The 15235-nt window shown below is 56.0% G+C and carries 15 protein-coding genes and 1 pseudogene; 6 read left to right on the top strand and 10 right to left on the bottom strand.

All coding sequences use genetic code 11. The features are described from left to right. Window positions 1–3 precede the first annotated feature (3 nt). Window positions 4–1521 (bottom strand): aldehyde dehydrogenase family protein, encoded by a 1518-nt coding sequence (locus OC597_RS04815; RefSeq protein WP_261254492.1) that lies wholly within the window; start codon window positions 1519–1521, stop codon window positions 4–6. Between the two features lie 168 nt (window positions 1522–1689). On the opposite strand from OC597_RS04815, the gene OC597_RS04810 reads away from it, so the two are divergent. Next, a complete protein-coding gene (locus OC597_RS04810; protein WP_261254489.1) occupies window positions 1690–2622 on the top strand; it encodes a LysR family transcriptional regulator in 933 nt (310 codons plus the stop codon). Here the strand turns inward: OC597_RS04810 and OC597_RS04805 are convergent. The 7 genes and pseudogenes from OC597_RS04805 to OC597_RS04775 form a co-directional block, all read right to left on the bottom strand. Next, the gene (locus OC597_RS04805) at window positions 2597–3394 is read right to left on the bottom strand and encodes an alpha/beta fold hydrolase (protein ID WP_262207793.1); all 798 of its coding nucleotides are present in this window, start codon (window positions 3392–3394) and stop codon (window positions 2597–2599) included. The two genes, OC597_RS04810 and OC597_RS04805, sit on opposite strands and share 26 nt — an antisense overlap. Before the next feature lie 19 nt (window positions 3395–3413). Beyond that, window positions 3414–3602: a hypothetical protein gene (locus OC597_RS04800; RefSeq protein WP_219016187.1), complete on the bottom strand. Its 189-nt coding sequence runs from the start codon at window positions 3600–3602 to the stop codon at window positions 3414–3416. Window position 3603: 1 nt separating this feature from the next. Then, a complete protein-coding gene (locus OC597_RS04795; protein ID WP_262207784.1) occupies window positions 3604–5304 on the bottom strand; it encodes an FAD-dependent monooxygenase in 1701 nt (566 codons plus the stop codon). Window positions 5305–5326: 22 nt separating this feature from the next. Further along, entirely contained in the window at window positions 5327–5533 is a 207-nt protein-coding gene (locus OC597_RS04790) for a hypothetical protein (protein ID WP_262207783.1), read from the bottom strand. Then, entirely contained in the window at window positions 5500–5985 is a 486-nt protein-coding gene (locus OC597_RS04785) for a polysaccharide deacetylase family protein (protein ID WP_262207781.1), read from the bottom strand. Before OC597_RS04785 ends, OC597_RS04790 begins: the two co-directional genes overlap by 34 nt. Next, complete coding sequence (locus OC597_RS04780; protein WP_262208081.1) at window positions 5978–6526, bottom strand: GMC oxidoreductase; 549 nt, start codon at window positions 6524–6526, stop codon at window positions 5978–5980. Before OC597_RS04780 ends, OC597_RS04785 begins: the two co-directional genes overlap by 8 nt. A gap of 243 nt (window positions 6527–6769) precedes the next feature. After that, window positions 6770–7599 (bottom strand): annotated as a pseudogene (locus tag OC597_RS04775) (GMC family oxidoreductase); the annotation flags it as partial. 166 nt (window positions 7600–7765) lie between these two features. Between OC597_RS04775 and OC597_RS04770 the strand changes: the two are divergent. The 5 genes from OC597_RS04770 (at window position 7766) to OC597_RS04750 (ending at window position 13221) form a co-directional block, all read left to right on the top strand. Next, window positions 7766–8545: an SDR family oxidoreductase gene (locus OC597_RS04770; RefSeq protein WP_261440545.1), complete on the top strand. Its 780-nt coding sequence runs from the start codon at window positions 7766–7768 to the stop codon at window positions 8543–8545. 24 nt (window positions 8546–8569) lie between these two features. Then, window positions 8570–9304 (top strand): GntR family transcriptional regulator, encoded by a 735-nt coding sequence (locus OC597_RS04765; protein ID WP_262207779.1) that lies wholly within the window; start codon window positions 8570–8572, stop codon window positions 9302–9304. Next, window positions 9301–10155 carry a fumarylacetoacetate hydrolase family protein gene (locus OC597_RS04760; protein ID WP_262207777.1) on the top strand — a complete coding sequence of 285 codons (855 nt, stop codon included), beginning with the start codon at window positions 9301–9303 and terminating at the stop codon, window positions 10153–10155. Before OC597_RS04765 ends, OC597_RS04760 begins: the two co-directional genes overlap by 4 nt. A gap of 20 nt (window positions 10156–10175) precedes the next feature. Further along, window positions 10176–11177 (top strand): VOC family protein, encoded by a 1002-nt coding sequence (locus OC597_RS04755; RefSeq protein WP_262207775.1) that lies wholly within the window; start codon window positions 10176–10178, stop codon window positions 11175–11177. Between the two features lie 169 nt (window positions 11178–11346). After that, a complete protein-coding gene (locus OC597_RS04750) occupies window positions 11347–13221 on the top strand; it encodes a diguanylate cyclase domain-containing protein (protein WP_262207773.1) in 1875 nt (624 codons plus the stop codon). Between the two features lie 77 nt (window positions 13222–13298). On the opposite strand, the gene OC597_RS04745 is transcribed toward OC597_RS04750, so the two are convergent. Next, on the bottom strand, window positions 13299–13805 hold the full coding sequence (locus OC597_RS04745) for a hypothetical protein (RefSeq protein WP_262207771.1): 507 nt from the start codon (window positions 13803–13805) through the stop codon (window positions 13299–13301). Between the two features lie 398 nt (window positions 13806–14203). Beyond that, window positions 14204–15235 carry a HoxN/HupN/NixA family nickel/cobalt transporter gene (locus OC597_RS04740; RefSeq protein ID WP_261254402.1) on the bottom strand — a complete coding sequence of 344 codons (1032 nt, stop codon included), beginning with the start codon at window positions 15233–15235 and terminating at the stop codon, window positions 14204–14206.

Below are 15235 nucleotides of genomic sequence, written 5' to 3'. Positions count from 1 at the left end.
TCCTTAGTGAGCGTCGATGTCTTTCAGAGCGATCCAGGTGGCTTTCATTTCCCCGTACTGCCGCAGAGCATGTATCGACAGATCGCGGCCGATGCCGGACTGTTTGAAACCACCAAAAGGCGAGAGAATATCGCGCGTCAGGAAGTGATTGACCCAGACGGTTCCGGCCTCCAGTTGCCGGGCAATGCGGTGCACTCTGGCAATGTCCGGGGTCCAGAAACCGGCGGTCAGACCGTATTCGCTGTCGTTGGCCAGCCGAATGGCTTCTTCTTCATTCTCAAAGGTAATGATTGAAGCGACCGGGCCGAAAATCTCGTTTTGCGAAGCGGTCATGGTCGGCGTGGCGTTGTCGATGATGGTCGGTATAAAGAAGTGCCCACCCGGAACGATATCCTTATCGGGGATCCCGCCACAAAGAATGCTGGCACCTTCATCACGCGCAGACTCCACGAAACCGAGAACAGTTGCTTGATGGCGGGCGTCGATCAGCGGTCCCATCATGGTGGCAGGATCCAATGGATGCCCTGGCTGCCAGCGCTTCACTTCTTCCAGCAGGTGCGCAAGGAATTGTTCTTTGATCGAGGACTCCACCAGCAAACGGGTACCGGAGGCGCAAACGGCACCTTGGTTGGCGCAAAAACCCAGGGCGGCAAAGCGTGCCGCGCGTGCCAGATCGGGTGTATCGGCAAAAATGATATGCGCGTTTTTGCCGCCGCCCTCAAGGTAGGTGCGTTTCATGTTGGACTGCCCGGCATAAATCAGCAGTTGCTTGGCCACCTTAGTCGATCCGGTAAAAGCCATGGCCCGTATGCCGGGGTGCAGTGCCAAAGCCTGCCCTACCTGGGCCCCTCCGGTAACGACATTGAATACGCCATCGGGGATCCCGGCCTGACGGGTCAGCTCCGCCAGGCGGATGCCGGTTAACGGGGCCTTTTCCGACGGTTTAAACACTACCGAGTTACCCATGGCCAGCGCCGGCGCAATCTTCCAGCAGGCAATCATTAACGGATTGTTCCAGGGGGTCATTACCGCCACCACCCCCAGAGGCTGATGGGTGATCATGCCGTGGAAACTGTCCCCGGTCGGGGCTATCTCGTCGGCCATCTTGTCGATCGCCTCGGCGTAGTAGCGCAGGGCTTTTGCCACGTCCTGAATATCCATATCCAGCGACTCATGAATGGTCTTGCCGGTATCCAGGCTCTCCAGCAGCGCCAGTTCCTCCTGGTGCAAAATCACCAAATCGGCCAGGCGCAGCAGGACACTTTTGCGTTCGGCCGGGGATTGGTCTCGCCAAACTCCGGCGGCGAAGGCCCGGCCCGCGGCGGCAACTGCCTCATCAACGGTGGTGAGGTCGCAATCGGCAATCGCCGCCAATAGCCGACCATCGATCGGGCTGTTATCGGCAAAAGTGGCGCCGTCGGCCGAGTCCTGGTACTGGCCGTCAATATAAGCACGCCCTTCGATCTGCAGTGCATTGGCCTGCTGCTGCCATTGTTCGAACGTTTTAGTCTGGCTACTCATAGGGGGTCCTTAGTTAAGTCGGTGATGATCCTCGTCGAGGAATGCAGCTAAATTAGCGGCGGTAGCGCTGAACAAACAGTGGGCTGGCCGTATCACACTGTTGCCGTACAGGAACCAATGGAGGGTGTATATTGTGCTAATGACGCAGCAGGCTAAAAGGACGTAAAAATGGATATGATGAATGCATTGCGCATATTCAATGCGGTGGTGAGCGGGGGTAATTTCACCGCCGCGGCAGAGGCTCTTGACCTGTCACGCCCCAGTGTCAGCAAGGTCATTGCCGAACTGGAACGCCATTTTGGCGTCCGCTTATTACACCGTACTACCCGAACCATGACGTTGACCGAGGCCGGTCGTGAATGCTTCGAGTACAGCCAGCGTATTGCTGCCGAATGCCTGGCGCTGGAGGCCTACATGGGCAATCAGGGCCAGCCGGCGGGCACGCTGCGCATCAGTGCGCCACACCCGTATTGCCGGGCGGAACTGGCAACCATTGTCGCCGGTTATCAGCGGCGCTATCCGCGGGTATCCGTGGAGTTTTGCCTCAGCGATCAGTTGGTTAATCTGATAGATCAGGGTATTGATGTGGCAATCCGCGTGGCCAATCTATCGGATTCATCTTTGGTGGCGCGTAAGCTGTGCGATATCCCTCGCATCCTCTGCGCGTCCCCCGATTATTTGAAGCGTCATGGCACGCCCGCTACGCCACAGGGATTGCGTGACCACAACTGTCTGGTGTACTCACTGTTGCCGCGTGCGGAACAATGGGAATATTTGGATGTGCAGGGGCAGTTGACCGAGGTGCCGGTATTCGGTTCACTGCGGGCCAACAGCGGCGATGCCTTGTTGGCCAGTGCACTGGAAGGCCGGGGGATTATTCTTGAACCGGAGTTCGTGGTGCGCGAAGCGCTGGCCAGCGGGACTTTGGTCCGACTGATGAGAGACTGTACCTGGAGCCACCGCTCGCTGTATGTGGTTTATGTTAACCGGCGCTATTTGCCGGTTAACATCCGTAGTTTTGTTGATTTTATCGCCGAATACTACCAGCAGGCCGCCGAGCCGCAGGATCCGAAACTCACAACGAGTCCTGCAGATAACTGAGCATTGCCTGGTTGAACCCGTGCGGATCCTGTAGCGGGGCAAAATGACTGACGCCCCGCAGTAGGATCCAGGTTGAGGTTGGGATGGTGGCAGAGATGTACGCCGCATGATCAAGATCGATGGCCTCATCATGTTCGGCGGCCACAACGGCAACCGGCCGGGTGATGCTGTGCAACTGCGCATCGCTATAGTTGGGTTCGCGCTGCCACATGCGGCTTATCTGTGCGATAAAAGCCTCAAATTCATCGGGGGTGGCGGAGAGTGCCTGATACTCTTGTTGTGCCCGATCGGCGGCGGCCAGAAAGGTGGAGGTCTGGTCGAAACCGGGCTTTACACCCGTCGGTGAGACGTTGAGCCCGAAAGCAAACAGCGTATTCAGGCGATTAGGGTGGTGAATGGCAATCTCCAGCCCGATCACCGCACCGTCGCTCCAGCCCACGATGTGCGCGCGCTCGACAGATAAAATATCCATTAGCGCCAGCACGTCAGCGGCCATCAGGTGATAACTGTAAGGTTGCGCCGAACGCGTACTGCGGCCGTTGCCACGACTGTCGATGGCGATTGCCTGATAGCCGTTATTCACCAGAAAATCGATCTGGCTTCCCCACCAGTCGGCGCTGGCAACGCCGCCATGCAGCAAAATAACCGGTTCACCTGCACCGAACACCGAAAAATAGAGCTGAATTCCGTTAACGGCCTCATACGCGCAGTGGCCTGTCGTCAGGATCGGCAGGGGTTCAGGCAGTGTCTGCCAGGGCGCTAATTCATGCATAGTTTTGTCCTCGTTGGGCTCAGGGCTTAAAGCGTGCGGCTTCGGCAATCAGTTCCCGGGCAGCCGTTTCATCCGCCAGGGCATCTAACAGCAACAAATTCAGGCGGGCCAGGAATAACGCCAGGGGTTCGCCGGAAAACTGTCCGGCGGTCTGATAAAACTGGCTGTACAGCTCATCGAGCTGTTGTTCGTTCAACTTAACCTTCATTTCATGATCCTCCGTTGTCATTCTGGTGGCCGCAGGCCCGCAACAATGCCTGTTTAATCATTTCGGGCGTCGCGTGGTCACTCTTGGTCCAGCGCCAACAAACGTGACCGTCCGGTCGAACCAAGTACAACGCCCCGGCAGGGCCACTGTAGGCGGCATGCAACTGTCCGTGCGGGTCTTCCACTGCACCGGCGTCACCGAATTGCGGCTGCCCAGGGCGGCCGATGGTCACTACACGTAACAGGGGTTGGCGATCTATTTCCTGGGCGGCCGTCGTGTCGTGGGCCAGGAAGCGCAGCAGGGTGAAATGGCGCGCATCCAGCAGGCGGGTCAGATGCTGTGGCTTGCCGTTAAGCAACAGGGGGAATTCCGGCAACACCGCGCCGGGTTGTGGCCCGCTGGTTTCGGGAGGGCTGGCGACTGGGGTATTCAACGGCGAATCGGTGTAGCAAATGCTGTGGGTCTGCCGGGGATTGATCAGCGAAGAGAACTGCGGATGGCGAGCCGCCAGCGACAGCACCGCATTACGCAGTGTGCTGCCGGCCGGAGTGGCAGGGCACATAAACTCCGCGCTGCGGCTGGCCTGTCCGGCATTTTCACGCCAGGCCGCCCGGCGTTCGCTGGAATAACTGGTCAATAAAGCCTCTGGCGCCAACCCCTTGAGCACGTAGGCCAGTTTCCAGCCCAGGTTGTAGGCATCATCCAGGCCGCCATTAAGCCCGCGCACGCCGAATATTGGCACCACATGCGCCGCATCACCGGCGAACAGCACCCGCCCGTGGTGATAGCTGTCCAGCGACAGCGCCTTGGCGTTATACATGCTGATCCAAATCGGTCGCCATTTTCCCTTTTCTCCGACCATTTCAAGGAAACGTTCCACCACCGGCAGCACGTTTTCCGGCTTCAGTCCTTCCTCGTCGCTGACATGATCCTCCAGCAGGTAATCTATGCGCCAGATATTGTCCGGCTGGCGGTGCATCCACATGGGGCCGGGGCGCAGGGCGGTTTCAAACCACACCCGGCGCTCGGCCGGCGTTTCGCTTTCCAGCTCGATATCGACGATGGCGAAGCGCCCATGGTGCACTTCTCCTTGCAAATGCAGCCCCAATTGTTCCCGCACCCGGCTGCGGCCGCCGTCGCAGGCAATCAGCCAGTCGGCCTCTAACGGGTAGTCAATGTCGTTGGCTTTTAGTGACAATGTCACTCCGGCCTCGTGATGCACCAGACTTTGCAGTTCGGTTCCCCAACGTAATTCAATCAAATCGTCGTGGCGCAAGACTTCGTCGAGCAGAAATTGCTCGATATAATATTGCTGCAGATTGATCATCGCCGGGAACTGCTGGTTGTCATCCAGCAACATGTCGAACTGCATCACCACGTCGCCCTGGTAAAAGCTGCGACCCCGGGTCCAGGCCAATCCTTTACCGACAAAGGTGTCGGCCAGCCCCAGTTTATCGAGGATCTCCAGGCTGCGACGGGAGATACAGGCAGCCCGGCTGCCGGTGCAAACCTGGGTGTCATTTTCCACAATCAATGAGGCGATGCCCTGTTTCGCCAAGGCCAGTGCCAGCGATAAGCCGACCGGGCCACCGCCCACAATCACCACCTGATGTCGACGCGGTTCACGCCCCTCAAGCAGCGGGGGCAACTGGACCGCATACTGTTGATAACGGAACTCGCCAATCACGTTTTCTTGTTGCATAAACCTTCTCCTTGCTGCACGGCTAATCAGCCGTCGGGGCGACTAACGCCGCAAAAGGGTGGCAGCGTAAGCCGCCCTGGATTGGCATCACCCAGTCGGGGAGCTGCTGAGTGATTTCCACGTCCATCAACACCGCCTGTTCGATAAAATGCCCCAGATGCTCCATCGCTTCCGGTCGGGCGTCATGCAGCACCATCACCGTCCAGCTATTGTTGGCGAGGTCGTCCAACGCGCGCGTGCCACCCAGGCGTCGGTCGGCAGTTCCCAGTCGCGCGGTACCGAATTCCACAGCACCAGGCTGAACCCTTGCTGTTGCAGGACTTCAACCGCCTCTTGATTCAGCACATGTGGCCCGAGGAGCCCCTTGCCGGCATAAGGGCGGAACAGCGGGGGCGATTCACCGTATTGACCGAGCCGGGCCTGTCCTTCGATAATTTCGTGGCGGGCGAAGCCCGGTGCGCCCAGCCCCAGCGGCAGTGAGTGGGTCAGGGTATGAATGCCTACCCGGTGCCCGGCTTCCTTCACCGATTTGACCAGGGCTTCGCCGCCCGGCGCGGAGATTTTCTCGCCGATAGGAAAGAAATTGGCCAAAAGCCGATACTCCGCCAGCGTCTTTAACACCAGTGGTGTGCCCTGGGGATGAGGCCCGTTATCAAAGGTCAGGGTTAACTTCTTATGCATGTTTCTGCTCCTCGAAAGTGGCCAATATCATGTCAACGGCCCGTTCTGCCACCATGATAGTCGGTGCATTGGTGTTGCCCGCTGGGATGCACGGGAAAACTGAGGCATCCGCAATGCGAACACCGGTCACACCGCGCAGCCGCAGCTGTAAATCCACCACGGAAGTAGCCGGATCGGCTCCCATGCAGCAGGTGCCGGTGGGGTGATATTCCGTTTTACCATGTTCACGAACGAACGCCGCCAACTGCACATCGCTGTTTAAATTCGGCGTTGGTAGCAGAACCTGGTCGATCAGCGCAGCCAACGTCGGGGCCTGAAACAGTTGCAGGCCGAGGCGCACAGCTCTGACCTGCGCAGCAACATCTTCAGGCGCGGCCAGATAGTTCAGGCTGATCTGAGGTAACGAATGTGGATGACTGTCGCGTAATCGCACCTCGCCGCGCGCCCGAGGCCGCAGGTGCGCCAGCTTGAGCGATAACGCGTGTTGACTCTGTGTCTGTTTGCCTTTGTCATCGACATTATCCGATGCTGCCAGCCCCATTAATTGCACATCGGGTCGGTCGTCATCGCCGGTGGCAAAGAAACCACCGCACTCGAGCAGATTGGAGGCGCAGACGCCGCGTTTAAACAGCAGCCATTCCAGGCCATTCGCCAGCGCCTTCAGGCCCTTGTCTTGCCCGAGCAGGCTGATGGGATCACGCAGGCTGGCGATAACCGAGAAATGCAGGTGATCCTGCAGGCGCTGGCCGACCCATGGGCTGTCAACGCGGGGTTTAATGCCAACCTCACGCAAATGATCGGCCGGGCCGATGCCCGACAGCATCAACAGTTTCGGGGTGCCGATGGCACCGGCACATAACACGATTTCCAGCCTGGCCTGCACCTGTCGACGTTTGCCGCCGGCATCGGTAAATTCCACGCCAGTAGCGCGATCCTGATCCAGCAGCAGGCGTTCAACCATAACGCCGGTCAGTACCTCGATATTCGACTGATGACGCACCGGTGCCAGATAGGCCACCGAGGTGCTGCAGCGCTGGCCCCGGTAGGTGGTGGTTTGATAGAAGCCCATGCCTTGCTGGCTGGCACCGTTGAAATCATTAACGTAGGGATAACCCAGCTCCTGGCCGGCTTTGACCATCGCGTACTGAGTGGGTGGCGATAACCGGAGTCACTGACTTTCAGGTGACCGCTGACACCGTGGTAAGGGTTATGCAGGCTCTGGTTGGATTCCGACTTGATAAAGTAGGGCAGTACGTCGCGGTAGCCCCAGCCGGTACAGCCATATTCGGTTTCCCAGTCATCATAATCCTGCGCATGCCCACGCACATACAACTGTCCGTTCACCGAGCTACCGCCGCCCAACACCCGGCCTTGCGGGATCGCCATCGCCCGGTTGCGCATGTTGGGTTCCGCGTCGCTTTGATAGGGCCAGATCAGTTTGCCGACGATTTCCGGAAACCCGGCCGGCATGCGGATGAACAGTCCTTTGTCTTCCGGTCCGGCTTCCAGCAGCAAAATGCGCGCTGAGCTTCTTTCTGCCAGCAGGCCGGCAACCACGCAACCGGCGGATCCACCGCCAACTACAACATAGTCGTACCTTTCATTCTCTTTCATGCTCTCTCCGTAGAGGTGATGGTGAAAATGCCGTCGGCAAATAAAATATATTTTTTATATTAAAGAATATTTTTTGTTGATGTCTATTTTTTTTATCGCTAGCATTACATTTATGCAACACCAACGGCTCAGTCATGGGCTTCCCCACCAGAAGGAGTGAAGGGTTATGGATGTAGGACTGGCGGATAAACGCGCCCTGGTATGCGCCTCCAGCAGTGGTTTGGGTTATGCCTGTGCTGCCGCATTGTTGAGAGAAGGCGTGAGCGTCTGGATTAACGGCCGTGACGAACCTCGCCTGCTGGCCGCGCAACAGCGTCTAAAGGCGGAAACCGGCGGACAAGTGTTTACCGTTGCCGGTGATATCACCACGGAACAGGGGAGAAACGCCTTGCTGGCCGCCTGTCCGGAGGCCGATATCCTGGTGAACAACAATGCCGGGCCGCCGCCGGGCAATTTCTTTGAGTTTGACGAGCAAACCTGGCTGGCGGCGCTGCAAGGGAATCTGTTGGCACCGCTGATGTTGATCCGTGCCCTGGTGCCAGGCATGCGGCAGCGGAAATTTGGTCGCATCATCAATATCACCTCGGCGATGGTCAGCACCCCCCGAGCCCATATGACACTGTCCGCCGCATCCCGTGCCGGTCTGACTGCGGCCTGTAAAGGCTTGTCCCGCGAGTGCATTGCCGACAATGTGACTATTAATAATCTGCTGCCCGAGCGTTTTGATACTCCGCGCCAGCAACAGATGGCGCAGGTCGCCATGCAACAGAGTGGCATCACCTTCGAGCAGGCGCGCCAAAAGCAGATTGATTCGATTCCTGCCGGACGCATGGGGCTACCGGCTGAATTTGGTGCCGCTTGTGTCTACCTGTGCAGTGAGATGAGCGGGTATATTACCGGGCAAAACATGCATCTGGATGGCGGTGCCTATCCGGCGTTGTTATAACCGCGTAGCGAGAAAATAAAGCCAATGAACAGCAAACAAGAATTTCACAACGGTGCCTTCAAGAGCCTGAGCGGTGCGGCGGTGGCGCTGATCCGCCGCCGGATTATTAACGGCGAATATCCGCCGGGCAGCAAACTGGTGATCGGCAATATCGCCGCTGAGCTGGACATCAGCCCCGGGCTGGTGCGTGAGGCGTTGTCACGGTTGGTCACAGAAGGGCTGGTCACCGCTCATGAACAGCGCGGTTTTCGTGCCAGTGAAGTCTCGCTCAGTGAACTGCAAGACATCACCGCCAATCGGCAACTGATCGAAACCCATGCGCTACGGCTGGCAATTGCCAACGGCGATGCGGAATGGGAAGCGGGGATTATTGCTGCCTTTCACCGTCTGACGCGCTGCCCACGCCTTGATGATGAAAACCAGCACCATTCTGCCAACTGGAGCCAACTCCACTACAGCTTTCACCGCAGTCTGTTAATGGCTTGCCAATCGCCGTGGATGCTGCGTTTTTCGGATTTACTGTTTGATCAGTCGGAGCGCTATCGCCGCTTGCGGTTTGGTTATGAACTGGAGGGCGTCGACACCCCGCGTGACGTCGACGGCGAACATCAGGCGATTATGGATGCGGTATTGGCGCGCAATGCCGATCTTGCTGCTGATTTACTGAGCCAACATTATCAAAGCACCGTTCAGAGGATTATCAAACAGGCAGACAACCCGCTATTCAACGGTAGTTCCCCGAAACCGGAGGCTCAATGAGGATCGTCAGTTTTATTAGCCAGGGGCGCGCGGGGTATGGCCTGTTGCGCGGTGAGGATGAGATTGTCGATTGCAGCCTGTTATTACCCTATCCGGACGTGCGCAGCGCGTTAGCCGCGGGCAGTTTTGGCGTGTTCCTGCCGTATTTGCACGCACCATCCACTCTGCGAGCCAGCGAGGTCAGTTGGCTGCCACCGGTGACTAACCCGGACAAGATAATTTGCGTTGGCCTGAATTACCGCCCGCATCTGCTGGAAACCGGCCGCCCGGAGCCCGATCGACCGACGCTGTTTCTCCGGCTGCCGTCTTCACAGGTGGGCCAGAGTCAACCGCTGCTGATCCCGCCGGAGTCGGTTCAGTTTGACTATGAAGGGGAACTGGCGGTGGTGATCGGCAAAGAAGGGCGTCGTATTACTCAGCGTGACGCCATGCAACACGTGGCGGGCTATGCCTGCTATAACGACGGTAGCGTACGTGACTGGCAGCGACACAGCTCGCAATTCACCGCCGGTAAAAACTTCCGCCATACCGCCGCTTTTGGCCCCTGGATGGTCAGTGCGGATGAGATCCCCGATCCGCGAGTGTTAACGCTGAAAACGCTCCTCAACGGTCAGGTCATGCAGCAAGCCTCGGTCGATGAACTGATTTTCTCTATTCCGGCGTTGATCGAGTACTGCTCAACCTTTACCGATCTGCTACCCGGAGATGTGCTGGTGACCGGTACGCCGGGCGGGGTCGGTGCATTTCGCCAGCCGCCCGTGTGGATGAAAGCAGGGGACCAGGTCGAGATCGCCATTGCCGGTATCGGCACCCTCAGCAACCCTGTGCTCGACGATGAAGGTTTTTTCTGACCCGCCGCCAAGGAACCGCCATGAACACGATACCCGTCACCCAATACGATCCTCCGTTCGCCATCACCCGCGCCAGTCATCTGGTGTTAACCTCACAGAACCTGGCCGCCAGCGAGCTGTTTTATACTCAGGTGGCTGGCATGGTACTAACCCACAGGGAAGACGACAGGCTCTATTTGCGCGGACTGGAAGAGGCCTGTCATCATAGTCTGGTGATCAAACTGAGTCAGGCGCAACCCCATTGCGAACGCATTGGCTTGCGGGTATTCCGTGAAAAGGATCTGGATCTGGCCAAGGCGTTTTTTGACCAGCAGGGCATGGAGAATAACTGGGCGCAGGTGCCTTTTCAGGGCCGCACCCTGCATTTTACTGACCCGACCGGGGCACAGATCGAACTCTGCGCCTCAATGCCGGTCGTGCCGCGCCTGCACCATCAGGTGCATCTGTATCGCGGCGGCAGTGCCCAACGGCTGGACCATTTCCAATTGCACACTCCACACGTGCAGCTGGCGGCAGAGTTCTACATGACGCAGTTGGGGTTCCGCGCCTCGGACATCTATTTTAATCAACAAGGTCTGGGTGCCGCTTTTTTACAGCGCAAGGGCAATACGCAGGATTTGGTCTATTTGCATGGCCCGGGGCCGCGCCTGCATCACTTCGGTTATACCATCCCAGATTCGCAAGAGATCCTGCGCGCCTGCGACACTGCCGGTAATCTGGGGTTTGGTGACGCCGTTGAGCGCGGGCCGGGCAGACATGGCATGGGGCACGTGCTGTTTGTTTATCTGCGGGATCCTGATGGCCACCGCATCGAGTTGCACAACACCCCTTACCAGATGATCGATATCGAGCTGGAAACCAACCTGCTTGCCGCCGATCAGCGCCAGCAACTGTTGCCCTGGGGGTTGCCACCTCAGCGTAAATGGGTGGCGGAAGCCAGCGCCTTCTCTGGCATCCCGGTAGAACAACCCTCTGGCGGCGGTTATCCGCTGGTGCTGGAAGAGTATTTATCCCGGGTTTGACCCACCGCAACCTCAACATTGGGCTGCATGATTAATTCCTCCAGGGGCCCGTAAAACTGGAAAAACCGTCTAAGCTGAATGAAATAAGTCATTTACGGCGCGGTGTTGAGTCATTAAGGCAGCGGCTAATCCTGCCCACATCGCCCAGGGACCTTCATTTGGAGCAGACATGTTCGAGCCATGCTTTCCGGAAAATGAAACCGAGCGGCTGTCGGTTCTACATTCGCTGAATGTACTGGATACGAATTCGGTAGAAAAATTAGACCGGGTTACGCGCTTGGCCGCCAAATATTTTGGGGTCAGTATTGCCTTGATCTCGTTAATCGATCGTGAGCGGCAATGGTTCCTCTCTCGCTCGGGTTTGGAGGCTAGGGAAACGCCACGCAACATTTCATTTTGCGGCCACGCCATTTTGCAACGTGACGCGTTAGTGGTGCCGGATACCGCGGTTGATCCGCGTTTCTTTGACAACCCTTTGGTGACTGGCGGACCCAAGATCGGTTTCTATGCCGGTCAACCCTTGCTGTCACTGGACGGTCTTCCGCTGGGCACGCTGTGCATTATCGACAGTCATCCCCAGAGTTTTTCACCCGAGATGGTGCATGATTTACGCGACTTTGCCGCCGTCATCGAAGAGTACCTGCACAGTGTTGAGCGTGATATTTACACGGAAAGTCTCAAATCCAATCTGCAACGTACCGAAGCCCTGTTTGAACAGACCTTTTCTCAGGCAGCAGTGGGCATGGCCCTGGTCTCGCTGGAGGGATATTGGTTACGGGTGAACCCACGGATCTGTGAAATGCTGGGGTATTCTGAGCGCGAACTGCTGGATCGTACATTCCAGGACATCACCTATCGCGAAGACCTGCTCACCGATCTTGGGCTATTGAAACAGCTGTTAGCCCATGAGATAGACACTTATTCCATGGAGAAGCGCTATATCCGCTCTGATGGCTCAAGGATTTGGGTTCAGCTTACCGTGTCGCTTAATCGTCTGCCCACTGGTGAACCTCATCATTTTATTTCCGTTATTGTCGATATCAGCGAACGCAAACTGGCAGAGTCCGACCTCTATTCACTGCAACATGAGCTCGAAGATCGGGTAGTGGCCCGCACGCAGGAACTGAATTTTGCCGTCAATAAGCTCAACCAGGAAATTGCCAGCCGTGCCCTTACCGAGCAGCAACTCAGTAGCGAGAAAGAACGCCTGCGGGCGATTACCGACAATATGCCGGCATTGATCAGTCAGATCGATGCCGATGAACGCTATCTTTTTGCCAACAGCGCCTATAAAGCCTGGTTTGACCTGGATGAAGGGCGTCTCAAGGCGATGACGGTGCAGGCGTTTATGGGGGAGGAGGCTTATGCCGCGGCCAAACCCATGATCGAAAGGGCGTTACAGGGGGAAACCGTCAGTTTTGAGAATGAACTCCAAACGCGCCAGGGGTCATTGATCATTCACAACACCCTGGTACCCAGTGAAACCCAGGGCTCCTATATTCTGTCCATGGATATCACCGAGCTTAAGCGTTTGCAGCAACGGTTAGAGTACGACGTCTCTCATGACATGCTGACGGGGTTAACCAATCGACGTGCTTTCTTACTGCGGCTGGGTGCCACCCTGCAGGCCTGTTGCCCGCAGCAGCAGATGGCGCTGTTGTTCATCGATCTTGATGGATTCAAAACGCTGAATGACAGTTTTGGTCATGATTTCGGTGACCTTATTCTGAAAACCTTTGCCGGGCTGCTCAGCGACTGTGCCGGCCCTCATCACAATGTTTCTCGCCTTGCCGGGGATGAATTTACGGTGATCCTCTGGCCTTTGACGCAGCCGCAGCTGCAGGTATGCGCATTTTGCGAGTGCGTGTTGGCCAGGCTGGCGGCGACACAACAGGTTGGTAATCAAAAAGTGACGCTCTCCGCCAGTATCGGTGCAGCCATATCCTCAGGCGGCAACATGACGGCAGAAGCCCTGCTGACCAGAGCGGATGATGCCATGTACCAGGCGAAATCCGCCGGTAAGGGGACCTATACCGTCCGTTAATGGGAAGTCCACGCTGGTGGCAGCCCAATCCGGGAACGTTGGGCTGCCGTCAAAGGGAGTGAATGTGCCAAGTTGCCTCAAAGTAATTCTGTGATAATAACTTCGACCACATTGGGCAGGTTCACTGGCTTGACTGAAAACAGCGAGTTAAAGACTTCGGCATTGCCGCCTTTGGTCTCTGCATATTGATACCAAAGTTGATTTAAAACAGCGTGTTCAAATGAGGTGACGATGCGTACGGTGTGATTAAGGTAGGTCTGAATAACATAAGAGGTGTCTGAAGAAAAATAAATGCAGCATGCGTGAGTGTAATCCCAATTATCATAGTCGAGCAGTATATTAACCAGATCTCCATTTTTATATTTCTTAAGTTCATCTCCGGTCAGGTTATTGATTTTGATTCTGTAACTTTTATCCGTGTCCTTTCCTCCTGCTTTTTCATAAACGGCTCCGGCGAATTGAGTACAACCAATTGAACCGTCGGTGGTTTTATCTGAATTTAAATTATCGATTCTTATTGCGGAGTGAAATTCAGCTAACGCCGCATTGATGGCATTAGTCATCTGTGTTTTATCAATAGACATAATATCACCTGTATTAATGAGTTACGATTGGATATTGTCTTGGGCTCGGACGTGGCGATCACCAATGAAGAATATTGTTGTAACGATTCCACTTCTGACTGCTGTTTACTACATTGATTTATTGGTAGTTAAATTAAATAGCAGCGAACTTGTATTTAATTTTGCCATGCGTGAGTTACAACATTAATAAACATAGTCTGAATTGCAATGATACGTCGTTTTTTCTTAAGTATTTTTATTGTAATTTGTCGTTATTTAAACAACTCATTGTTATTGGTTAATAAAGATAACATTCGGAGCAGGTCGATTAATATCCTGGGTTATAATATTAACTGAAAGTATTTAATAACGAATGAAGTCATTTTTACCGGCAGCCTCGGCGGCTGCCGGTAAGGGGGCTAGAGGGTCAGCGAGTCATAATTTTTGCGGCGGTAATTCAGCGCGGACAATGCCCAAAGCACCACAAATAGCGCGATGGCGGCGTAACCTACGCTGCCCATGTTGTCATTGAGGACTTCAACACCACGCCACAGGCCACCCTGTAACCCCAGCTTGTCGGCTAACAACCCCAGACCTTCCAGGCCGCCGATCACCAAAGCAATCGCCACGCTGGTGGCGGTAATGGTCATGTTGTAATACAGCTTGCGGATCGGCTTGTTGAAGGCCCAACCATAAGCGCCGACCATCACAAAGTTATCCAGCGAATCAATCAGCGCCATGCCGCTGGCGAACAGTAACGGAAACACCATAATCGACCAGACCGATAGACCGGAGGTGGCACCTGCTGCGGAGATGCCCAACAGGCCGACTTCGGTGGCGGTATCGAACCCCAAACCAAACAAAAAGCCGACCAGATACATATGCCAGCTTTTATTCACCAGATTAAAAGCAAAGCGATACAGACGCGTCATCACGCCGCCGGTGCCATTAACCAGCAGGGCCACATCTTGTTCCACCAGTTTCTCCCCGCGTTTCACCTGCCGGAAAATGCGATAAACATCGCGGAAAATCAGCCAGTTCAACAGTGCCATGGCCAGCAGGAACAGCGAGGAGATCAGCGTACCCAGAGTCGCGCCGTACTGATGCAGCCAGCCAATGCGATCGCCAAACGCCAGAGAGGTGGCGGCAATCGCAATGCAGGCCAGGATCACGATGCTGGAGTGGCCCAAAGAGAAGAATGCGCCGACGGACACCGGGCGCTGGCCTTGCTGCATCAGCTTGCGGGTGACGTTATCGATAGCGGCGATATGGTCAGCATCCACCGCATGGCGCAGCCCGTAGCCATAAGCCAGCAAAGCGGCGGCGATCAGCGCCGGATACTGATGGAACGCAGCAAAAGCCGCCCCCCAGGCCAACAGATTCAATGCCACCAACGCCAGTAATAGCCAAAAGGCGCGGGTATGGGTGTGGAAAAACTCGCGGTTTAACAT

It is taken from the genome of Serratia proteamaculans, from assembly GCF_946227095.1.
Classification (GTDB): Bacteria; Pseudomonadota; Gammaproteobacteria; order Enterobacterales; family Enterobacteriaceae; genus Serratia; species Serratia proteamaculans_E.
Note: the sequence above shows the minus strand (reverse complement) of the source record. Positions and strands in the feature narration are given on the sequence as shown.

Excerpts from the sequence above, each read along its gene's own strand:
- OC597_RS04765 (WP_262207779.1), top strand. The coding sequence starts at position 8,570 with ATGAACAGCAAACAAGAATTTCACAACGGTGCCTTCAAGAGCCTGAGC.
- OC597_RS04795 (WP_262207784.1), bottom strand. The coding sequence starts at position 5,304 with ATGCAACAAGAAAACGTGATTGGCGAGTTCCGTTATCAACAGTATGCG.
- OC597_RS04785 (WP_262207781.1), bottom strand. The coding sequence starts at position 5,985 with ATGCATAAGAAGTTAACCCTGACCTTTGATAACGGGCCTCATCCCCAG.
- OC597_RS04745 (WP_262207771.1), bottom strand. The coding sequence starts at position 13,805 with ATGTCTATTGATAAAACACAGATGACTAATGCCATCAATGCGGCGTTA.
- OC597_RS04755 (WP_262207775.1), top strand. The coding sequence starts at position 10,176 with ATGAACACGATACCCGTCACCCAATACGATCCTCCGTTCGCCATCACC.
- OC597_RS04740 (WP_261254402.1), bottom strand. The coding sequence starts at position 15,235 with ATGTTAAACCGCGAGTTTTTCCACACCCATACCCGCGCCTTTTGGCTA.
- OC597_RS04750 (WP_262207773.1), top strand. The coding sequence starts at position 11,347 with ATGTTCGAGCCATGCTTTCCGGAAAATGAAACCGAGCGGCTGTCGGTT.
- OC597_RS04815 (WP_261254492.1), bottom strand. The coding sequence starts at position 1,521 with ATGAGTAGCCAGACTAAAACGTTCGAACAATGGCAGCAGCAGGCCAAT.
- OC597_RS04805 (WP_262207793.1), bottom strand. The coding sequence starts at position 3,394 with ATGCATGAATTAGCGCCCTGGCAGACACTGCCTGAACCCCTGCCGATC.
- OC597_RS04780 (WP_262208081.1), bottom strand. The coding sequence starts at position 6,526 with ATGGGGCTGGCAGCATCGGATAATGTCGATGACAAAGGCAAACAGACA.
- OC597_RS04800 (WP_219016187.1), bottom strand. The coding sequence starts at position 3,602 with ATGAAGGTTAAGTTGAACGAACAACAGCTCGATGAGCTGTACAGCCAG.
- OC597_RS04770 (WP_261440545.1), top strand. The coding sequence starts at position 7,766 with ATGGATGTAGGACTGGCGGATAAACGCGCCCTGGTATGCGCCTCCAGC.
- OC597_RS04810 (WP_261254489.1), top strand. The coding sequence starts at position 1,690 with ATGGATATGATGAATGCATTGCGCATATTCAATGCGGTGGTGAGCGGG.
- OC597_RS04760 (WP_262207777.1), top strand. The coding sequence starts at position 9,301 with ATGAGGATCGTCAGTTTTATTAGCCAGGGGCGCGCGGGGTATGGCCTG.